Source organism: Rothia sp. HMSC067H10 (assembly GCF_001810635.1).
GTDB classification, from domain to species: Bacteria; Actinomycetota; Actinomycetes; order Actinomycetales; family Micrococcaceae; genus Rothia; species Rothia dentocariosa.
Map to the genome: position 1 here is coordinate 593,813 of NZ_KV802317.1, position 512 is coordinate 594,324.

Genomic DNA, 512 nt, shown 5'->3' on the forward strand with positions numbered 1-512 from the left:
ATCCGGTAGCGCAGGCTGTTGCATGGGAACGCCCGATTGATATGCGCCACGTGGATGCGCCCCTGTACACTCAGCCGGATGCCTCCTCGACACAGCCGCGTGCCTGCGTGTGGTTCAAGACCTTTGACCGCCTAGTGCATGCTGATGGTTCTGAGGCCTCGGAGGCGGAGCACCGCGCCGCTATTGCGTACGCTTCGGATTACCTGCCGCTGGAGCCGGCCCTGCGCCGTCACGGCAAGTTCTGGCTGGAGCCGGGGCTGAAGAGCGCTTCGCTGGATCACGCGATGTGGTTCCACCGTTCGGCACGCGCCGACGAGTGGCTGCTGTACGTGCTGGATTCTCCGAGCGCGCAGGGTGGCAGGATGCTCGCGCAGGGTTCGATTTTCAATCGTTCCGGTGAGCTGGTGGCGACCGTGGCGCAGGAAATGATGTTCCGCCTGCCCGAATACCGCTAGAGTTTCGGTGCTGCGACAGCGTAAAACGTCAGAGCATACAGAAAGACCGTGTGAGGT

General features: G+C 62.5%; 1 protein-coding gene. It reads left to right on the top strand.

Annotated elements, in window-relative coordinates; genetic code table 11:
• A partial coding sequence (locus HMPREF2756_RS09580; RefSeq protein ID WP_210393550.1) for an acyl-CoA thioesterase occupies positions 1 to 455 on the top strand: 455 nt, incomplete at its 5' end.
• Between the last annotated feature and the right edge of the window lie 57 nt (positions 456 to 512).